Raw genomic sequence first — 8,598 nt, forward strand, 5'->3', positions numbered from 1 at the left:
CCTATATGAAATGAATTTGTTGCCAATCTTTAACAAAGATCGCTCATTCCCCCTATGAATTCCCTTTTGAAGCCAATACGCCAGCAAGCGTGAGGGTCATCTGACTTCATTTTGTATACGATCTGCCGCCGCTCTATCGCAAAGCAGCCACGCATTCCGCCCAATACCGGATGTCGCCAATGCGCCCCAAAAAAGAAGGGCCGCCACGGCGACCCTTCTCAACAATTCATTCAGCCAGATGCTGTCAGTTCATCCAGCGATCGCCACGGCTGCGACGACGGGGCAGCATGGGCAACAGGATGCCAAGCAGGATACCGGCCCCCACCATGGCACCACCACGGATAAACCAGTCCATCTGCATGTCGTGCTCCTGGTTGTCGTAGCTCTGGGTCAGGGCATCATTCTGCTCTTTGAGATTGCTCATCTCCTCACCCTGACTGACCAGCTGGGCCTTGAGGGCGGCGATCTCCTTGCTCTGGGCAGCGATCTGGCCATCCTTCTCGGTGAAGCGTTTCTCGTTGTCACCGTTGAGGTTCTGCAGGCGATCTTTAAGCTCATCGCGTTCTTTTTCCACCTGGGGCAGACGCTCGCGCAGGCTGATCTGGCTCTGCAGTTCGCTGTTCTTGATCCACCCCTCGCGGCCACGACCGTCCACCACCTGGGTGAAACCGGCCTCGCCGTTCACCGCCTTTACCTCCAGCGGTTCACCAGCCTTGACGCTGCCAAGGATCCGGTACTGGGTACCCGGGCCATTGTGGATATAGGTAAAGATGTTGTCTGAAACATAACGGGTATCGGCCAGTGCCTGTTGGGCACACAAGCAGATCAAAATCCCGAGAAGGGCGCGCATGGTCGATCGGTTCTCTTTTTCTGGTGTGGACAAGAGGTTGAATGTTAAGCCGCCAGCAGGCTAAAGGACAAGCAAAGAAAAAGCAGCTCCCCCCGGATATAAAGCGCGGAGTTGCGAGTCACCTCGCAACTTGCCCGCCCTTGGCCTCACTTGTTTTTCAGCTCCCGCACCTCGCTGCGCAGGGCGCGGATCTCTCGCAGCAACTCCTCTTGCTGGTTGTTGTAGTGATGACGCCACTTGTCGGTCTCGCTCTCCTTGGCAGGCTGCAAAAAGATGCTGGCCATAAAACCGCTTATGGCACCAAACAGACCGACCCCGAACAGGATCAGCAGGCTGGCGACAAAACGCCCCTCCTCGGTCTTGGGTACCAGATCGCCATAGCCCACGGTCGACAGGGTCACCAGCGTCCACCAGAAGGCGTCATAGGGGGTCTCAATCTGGCTGCCGGGCTGGCCCGACTCAATCCAGTACATGACGCCGGAGCCCAATCCCAGCAGCAGGACGAAGAGGAAGAGGATGCCGGAGAGGGTGGTCTCGTTGCGCTCGCGACGGAACATGGCCCAGAGATCCGGGTGCTCCTTGAACAGTTGATAGACCCGCCACAACTGGAGCAGTCGGGCCCAACGCAGCTGCTCCACCATCGGCAGACTACCCGGCAGATAGAACCAGTTTGCCTTGAAGTAGGCTTTGCGGTCTGGAGCACGGATCCAGCCATAAGCAAAATGCGCGAGGAAGAAGTAGCAGATCAGACTGTCCAGGTCATAGAAGAGCTGCAGGGTCTGGGGAGTCAGGGTTTCGTGGCCCCACCAGCGGGCCGTCACCAGCAGAACCGAGACAATCGACAGAAATGCCATCAGCAGATCCATCGCCCGTAGATGAGTTAAGTGATGTCGCATACATTTTCCAACTTTAAGCACAGTGCGAATTAATAAAAGAGAAGATAATGCCGATAGCCTTGAGGGCAAAGGAAAAGCGATATTCAAAGGAGATTTTACGATGCAGTTGAACCTGCTGGAGAAGCGGATGAGCAACATTCGGCTGGTGCCGAAAGTGGTGTTGCTGATGGTGGTGAGTACCATTTTGCTACTGACCAAACTCTGGTTTGATACCAACAATCTGGAGACCACCCTGCTCAGCGAGGGGCTTGATCCGGACAAAGCCAACGCCATTGCCGACCGCCTGCTCTGGAGCGGCCTGATGGAGACCACCATCATGGGGCTGCTGTTCGTGATCCTGCTGATGACCGGTTCCCGCCTGATGGTCAAGCAGGTGCACTATCTGGTGGATCTGCTGGAGCGCTTCGCCAAGCGGGATCTCAGTCACAAGGTGTTGCTCAAATCTCGGGATGAATTCGGTGACATCGCCAAGGCGGTCTCCCACTCGCAGGAGAACCTCAAAGCAGTGTTTAACAACCAGCGCGCCGCCTGCAAGGAGCTCAACGACATCGCCTCTCAGGTCACCCTCTGCATGGAGGAGGCCAACGAAGCGATCAACGAAGAGTTCACCCAGATCGAACAGCTGGCGAGCGCCATGAGCCAGATGGTCGGCGCCATTCGCGAAGTGGCTGCCCATGCGGATCAGGCCTCTCACGCCACCGCCGAAACCAGCCAGCTGGCGGAAGAGGGAAGCCGCTGCGTCGCCGATACCGTCAGCACCATCGACACCCTCTCCGGCAACATCCAGCGCTCCGCCACCGTGGTCAACGAGGTGGAGCAGGGGGTCGAGCGCATTGGCTCTGTGGTCGACACCATTCGCGGCATCTCGGAGCAGACCAACCTGCTGGCACTGAACGCCGCCATCGAAGCGGCTCGCGCCGGTGAAGCGGGTCGTGGCTTTGCCGTGGTGGCCTCCGAAGTGCGCGAGCTGGCCAACCGGGCTCAGGCCGCCACCGTCGAGATCCAGAAGATGATCGAACAGCTGCAGGGCAATGCCGGTCAGGCCGCCGAACTGATGGCCCAGAGCGTGCGCCAGGCCGACAAGGGGGTGGAACAGGTGACCCAGGCCGGTACCCAGCTCGCCACCATAGTGCAGCGGGTACAGGGTGTCGCCGACATGAACCGCCACATCGCCGCCGCCTCCGAGCAGCAGAGCTCGGTCGCCGAAGAGATGCGCGGCAATCTGGAACAGGTCAAGCAGATTGCCGAAGGCTCCGTCGTGGTGCTGCGCGAGCTGCAAGAGGCCTCCGAGCTGGTCGAACAGCACAGCAAGGAGCTCGACAGCCAGATCCACTCCTTCAAGCTCGCCTGACTGCTCGCCCTGGTCGGGCATGACCGCGTTGTGCCCTGCCGCCGCTCCCGGCCATAAAAAAATCCGAAACCAGTGGTTTCGGATTTTTGCTATTCAGCATGTGGCAAAGCGGGGTTATCCCCTCGCCTGCCACATCGGCAGAGCTTACTCGGCAGCCATGCGGGCTTCGATGTAAGCCAGTGCGCGGTCGATACGCGCCAGAACACGCTCCTTACCCACCAGCGCCATTACGGCGTCGATGGCAGGGGATTGGCCCAGACCGGTGACGGCCACACGCAGCGGCATACCAACCTTGCCCATGCCCTGACCCAGCTCGGCGGCAGTGGCTTCAATCAGCTCGTGCAGCGCTTCGGTAGTCCAGCTATCCAGTGCAGCCAGCTTGGTTTTGGCCAGAGCCAGCGGCTCGGCAGCGACGCCACGCAGGTGCTTCTTGGCAGCTGCTTCGTCGATGGCCTCGTACTCTTCGAACAGGTAGCGGCTCTGGGCGGCCATCTCGACCAGGGTGTTGCAGCGCTCGGCCAGCAGGGTGACTACCTCGGCCAGTGCCGGGCCATTGCTGGTGTCGATCTTCTGGTTTTCCATGTGCCATGCCAGATGCTTGGCCACATAGGCCGGATCCAGGCTGCGCATGTAGTGGTTGTTCAGCCACAGCAGCTTGTCGGTGTTGAAGGCAGAGGCGGACTTGGAGATGGCATCCAGACTGAACAGCTTGATCATCTCGTCCAGGCTGAAGATCTCCTGATCGCCGTGGGACCAGCCCAGACGCACCAGATAGTTCAACAGCGCTTCCGGCAGGTAGCCGTCGTCGCGGTACTGCATCACGGAGACTGCACCGTGGCGCTTGGAGAGCTTGGCGCCATCGTCACCCAGGATCATGGATACGTGGGCAAACTCAGGTACCGGCGCGTTCAGCGCCTTGTAGATGTTGATCTGGCGCGGGGTATTGTTGATGTGGTCTTCACCACGCACCACGTGGGTGATCTCCATATCCCAGTCATCGACCACTACGCAGAAGTTGTAGGTCGGCGCGCCGTCGGTACGGCGGATAATCAGATCGTCCAGCTCGGTGTTGGCGAACTCGATGCGGCCACGGACGTGGTCATCGAACACCACGGAACCTTCGGTCGGGTTGCGGAAGCGAATCACGTGCGGCGCATCGGCCGGGTGATCGTGGGCGTGGTCGCGGCACTTGCCGTCGTAACGTGGCTTCTCGCCGTTGGCCATCTGGCCTTCGCGCAGTGCTTCCAGACGCTCTTTGGAGCAGTAGCACTTGTAGGCGCGGCCATCGGCCAGCATCTCGTCGATCAGACCGTTGTAGCGATCGAAGCGCTTGGTCTGGTAGTAGGGGCCCTCATCCCAGTTCAGCTCCAGCCATTCCATGCCCTCAATGATGGCGTCGATTGCCTCCTGAGTGGAACGTTCCAGATCGGTATCCTCAATACGCAGCACGAACTCACCGCCCTGGTTCTTTGCAAACAACCAGGAATAGAGTGCGGTACGGGCACCGCCGACATGCAAAAAGCCGGTCGGGCTGGGAGCAAAACGGGTTTTGACTTTCATCTTTAAGCCTTGTGTAGAGGGCCTTGGGCCAATTCGTTAGAAAAAACCGTCGCATTTTAGCACCGACAATCACGGATGGGAAAACCATGACGCCATTGCGGGCTAAAGTAGGGGGTTAAATCTGTCGCCATTTGCATCTGTAGCCCGATATTTGAAGAGGATCGCAAAACAGAAGCCCCGTTTCCGATTTGCTATGCACAATACTGGAGAGCTGCCTCCTCCGGTCGATACCCAGATAACGCTCACCACACTTCTCACGAACAAGGAAGAGACGATGCAGTTCCGTTCTATCCAGAATCGCATTCTAGTGATGGCCGGGATCGCCATGACCGCAGCCCTGGTCATCCTGATCCTGCTCAACCAATACTCCGGCCAACAGACCCAACAACTGACCATCAGCTCCAGCCGTGAAGCGCTGCAGCAGGAGGCATGGCAGAAGGTCAGCGCCAATGCCCGCGCCGAGGCGGCCACCATCACCCAGCTGCTGCAAAAAGGGCTCTCCTACACCCAGCAGATGGCCAGCGCCCTCGCCCTGCAACAACAGGGCAAACTGCCGCTGGATCGCCAGCAGGCCACCGACCTGCTCAAGGCACAACTGGCGCTGGAGCCCCAGCTCTATGGCGCCTTCGCCGGCTTCGAGCCCAACGGTTTCGACGGTCAGGATGCCAGCTTTGCTGGCCAGAGTGCGCTGGGCAGTGACGACAAAGGGCGCTTCGTGCCCTACTTCTATCGCGACAAGGATCAAATCGGTACCGATCTGCTGCTCTCCATCGAAAAAACAGACCCGGACGAATTCGGCAATCCCGCCAACGACTACTACGCCTGCCCGAAACGGGAAGGGCGCTCTTGTCTGATCGATCCCTTCAAGGTGGATATCAACGGCCAACAGGTGCTGGTGAGCACCATCACCACCCCCATTCTGGTGGATGGTCAGTTCAAGGGGATCGCCGCACTGGATCTGGCGGTGGACTCCATCAGCCGTCAGGCCAAGAGCCTCAACAGCAACATCTATGACGGCAAGGGCGAAACCCTGATCGTCAGCGCCGCCGGCGTTATCACCGGTACCAGCGGCGATGCCAGCCTGCTTGGCAGCAGCGCCGAGAAGGTGCTGGGCAGCCAGTGGCAGCAGTATCTGAAACCGGAAGTTCAGCGTCAGGAGCTGGACGAGTCATTCCGTATTTCCGTCCCCATCATGGTGCCGGGAATGAGCCGCAACTGGGCCATCATCGTCACCCTGCCCTACAAGGTGGTACTGGCGGGGGCCGATCAGCTGGAGAGCCAGCTCAATGAGATGAACCGGGCCGCGGTGACCCAGCAATTGGTGGGTGCCTTTATCGTATTGGTGCTGGCGCTGGTCACCATGCTGATGATTGCCCGCAGCATCACTGGCCCCATCCGTCAGATGGTCAGCCTGGTGGATGATATCGCTGATGGCGAAGGGGATCTCACCAAGCGCCTCAACACTCGCTCGGTGGACGAGCTGGGGGATCTCGCCAAGGGGATCAACCGCTTTATCGACAAGCTGCAAGGGTTGCTCGGGGATGTGCTCAAGACTGCCAGCGAGGTGAACCGCTACGCCGGTGACACCGATCGCATTGCCGGTCAGACCGACAACAATCTGCAGCATCATCAGGCCGAGATGGAGCAGATGCTGACCGCGGTACAGGAGATGTCCTACGTCAGTCAGGAGGTCGCCACCCACGCCAACAATACCGCCGACTCGGCTAAACAGGCGCAAAGCGCTGCCGATCAGGGCAAGGAGCGCTTCCAGCAGGTGATCCAGTCGATGCACAAGGTCGCGGCAGAAGCCGGTAAAGGGGCCGAAGTGGTGGAAGGGCTGGCCCACGACAGCGCCCAGATCACCAGCATCCTCACCGTCATTCAGGGGATTGCCGATCAGACCAACCTGCTTGCCCTCAACGCCGCCATCGAGGCAGCGCGGGCCGGTGAGCAGGGACGCGGTTTCGCGGTGGTTGCCGACGAGGTGCGCAAACTGGCGGGCAACACCCAGCAGGCGGTACAGAACACCCAGGAGCTGATCGAGAAAATCCGCTTGAGCTCCACCAATGCAGTCAACGCCATCACCCAGAGCCAGCAGCTGACCCATCAGGCGGTGAGCGAAGCGGATCTGGCGGAAGAAGCGCTCGGCAGCATCTACCAGGCCATCTCCACCATCAACGACATGACCTATCAGATCGCCTCCGCCGCCGAAGAGCAGAGCTCTGTCTCAGAAACCGTCTCCGGCAACCTGTCAAAAACCAACGCACTGGCCAACGACATTGCTCAGGATGCGACCGAAACGGCCAAAGCCAGTCAGGCTTTGCGTCAGGCTGCCGACAAATTGCAGCAATTATTGGGTCAATTTCGTCTCAGTTGATAATTTTCCGCCTCAGGACTCTCCCCCTCGGGGGCGAGTCCGTTTACCATAGGCGACGAATTTGCCTGATGGCAGGCAATGTAGTGAGAGGTAAATGCCGTGCCCACCCCGGACCGTCGCCCACGAGGCCATAACAGACGAGCCCAGCAGCGTCGCCAAGACGAATCACAAGGATCCCTGCTCCATCGCATCAATGCCGCGACCCTGTCCCTGCGCCAACGTTTTGGCCAAGGGATGAGCAACCTCGGCCAACGTCGCCAGGATGCCAAAGCAGGCAAATTCAAGCTGTCCAGCCCGCTGCCCCACAAAAACACCATAGGTCTGCTGATCCTGATCCCGCTCTGGTTGCTGGTACTGGCCTGGGAGCCGGCACCATCCGCTCCCAAAGCAGCCCCTTCCGGCTCGCTGGAAGTGCCGCTGGCCGTACCTGCTCAAGCTCTAACTGTCGGTAATGGCGCGGCAGGCGGTGCGCCCGTGGCAGCCAAGCCGGTCGAAGAGAAGGTCAACGGCACCTGGCTGCAACACGATGTGCAGGCGGGTGAGACCCTCTACTCCATCTGGCGTAAATTCGAGTTGCCGGGTGCCGAGCTGAGCCGCCTGATCGCCATCGAGGGGCCGGATCGCCCCCTGACCCGCCTGCAATCGGGCCGCTCTATCTTCATCCTGGTGGACGACACCCGCCGCATCCAGCGGGTGGAGATCCGCTCCTACGGTCAGGCGGTTTACCGCTACGACAGGCAGGGAGAAGGGTTCGCCCTCAAGGAATAACAAAAACGGGAGGCGCTGGCCTCCCGTTTTTTTCAGTCAAATATCTTCAAATAAGCTACTGACTTCACAATATTTTTAGCTTGTTCAAAAAACGAAAGGGGTCAAATTGACAAGGATCGGCGCTAACGTACAATCGTTTGTGCTTTAGACAGGGATTGTTCTACGTGCTACTGGGACAAAGAGACGTGGTCAGTCATGAGCCAACCCCTGCTTGCAAGGCAAATGCAGCCCAGCACGGGCTTAGTTTCATTTTGTTATTGATAGGATTTAGCACATGTCTGACATTCGCACCGGCCAGGTAAAATGGTTCAACGAAACCAAGGGTTTTGGCTTTATTGAACAATCCCAGGGTCCGGACGTATTCGTTCACTTCTCCTCCATCCAGAGCACCGGTTTCAAAACCCTGGCTGAAGGTCAAAAAGTCCAGTTCACTGTGACCCAGGGCAAAAAAGGCCCTCAGGCTGAGAACGTTACTCTGGTCTAAGCCCGCGCCAGTGAATCATGCAGGAGGAGCCAAGGCCCCTCCTCTTTTTTGCCCGCAATTCTCGCCCCCCACCACCTGTCACAACCGCTTGCCTCGTACAATCCGCACCATGAGCCCACATCCCCTTCCTGTTGGCAGGAAGTGGTAGAGACGCGCCTTGTAAACGCCAGATACGACAAAGCATCGCAGCGCGATGTGATGGGCAATTCAAAGGGATTATGAGGACTTCGAAGAGAGATTGGAGCGGGAAACGAGACTCGAACTCGCGACCCCGACCTTGGCAAGGTCGTGCTCTACCAACTGAGCTATTCC

At 58.7% G+C, this 8,598-nt stretch carries 7 protein-coding genes; 4 read left to right on the forward strand and 3 right to left on the reverse strand.

Features of this window, described 5'->3' with window-relative positions; all coding sequences use genetic code 11:
• Positions 1 to 244: 244 nt before the first annotated feature.
• Both G5315_RS19415 and G5315_RS19420 read right to left on the reverse strand, forming a co-directional pair.
• A complete protein-coding gene (locus tag G5315_RS19415) occupies positions 245 to 850 on the reverse strand; it encodes a TIGR04211 family SH3 domain-containing protein (protein WP_266135365.1) in 606 nt (201 codons plus the stop codon).
• Between the two features lie 146 nt (positions 851 to 996).
• Complete coding sequence (locus G5315_RS19420; RefSeq protein ID WP_304520555.1) at positions 997 to 1,815, reverse strand: potassium channel family protein; 819 nt, start codon at positions 1,813 to 1,815, stop codon at positions 997 to 999.
• Between the two features lie 31 nt (positions 1,816 to 1,846).
• Here G5315_RS19420 and G5315_RS19425 point away from each other — a divergent pair, with 31 nt between their 5' ends.
• Positions 1,847 to 3,097, forward strand: coding sequence for a methyl-accepting chemotaxis protein (locus G5315_RS19425; protein WP_216952949.1), 1,251 nt, complete (start codon positions 1,847 to 1,849; stop codon positions 3,095 to 3,097).
• 144 nt (positions 3,098 to 3,241) lie between these two features.
• On the opposite strand, the gene gltX is transcribed toward G5315_RS19425, so the two are convergent.
• Positions 3,242 to 4,657 (reverse strand): glutamate--tRNA ligase, encoded by a 1,416-nt coding sequence (gene gltX, locus G5315_RS19430; RefSeq protein WP_139405651.1) that lies wholly within the window; start codon positions 4,655 to 4,657, stop codon positions 3,242 to 3,244.
• Positions 4,658 to 4,931: 274 nt separating this feature from the next.
• Here gltX and G5315_RS19435 point away from each other — a divergent pair, with 274 nt between their 5' ends.
• The 3 genes from G5315_RS19435 (at position 4,932) to G5315_RS19445 (ending at position 8,286) form a co-directional block, all read left to right on the forward strand.
• On the forward strand, positions 4,932 to 7,034 hold the full coding sequence (locus G5315_RS19435; RefSeq protein ID WP_421333779.1) for a methyl-accepting chemotaxis protein: 2,103 nt from the start codon (positions 4,932 to 4,934) through the stop codon (positions 7,032 to 7,034).
• A gap of 99 nt (positions 7,035 to 7,133) precedes the next feature.
• Positions 7,134 to 7,802 carry a LysM-like peptidoglycan-binding domain-containing protein gene (locus G5315_RS19440; protein WP_159162970.1) on the forward strand — a complete coding sequence of 223 codons (669 nt, stop codon included), beginning with the start codon at positions 7,134 to 7,136 and terminating at the stop codon, positions 7,800 to 7,802.
• Positions 7,803 to 8,076: 274 nt separating this feature from the next.
• Complete coding sequence (locus G5315_RS19445; protein ID WP_005338972.1) at positions 8,077 to 8,286, forward strand: cold-shock protein; 210 nt, start codon at positions 8,077 to 8,079, stop codon at positions 8,284 to 8,286.
• The last annotated feature ends 312 nt before the right edge of the window (positions 8,287 to 8,598 follow it).

This window comes from Aeromonas sp. 603607 (genome assembly GCF_049171595.1).
GTDB classification, from domain to species: Bacteria; Pseudomonadota; Gammaproteobacteria; order Enterobacterales; family Aeromonadaceae; genus Aeromonas; species Aeromonas veronii.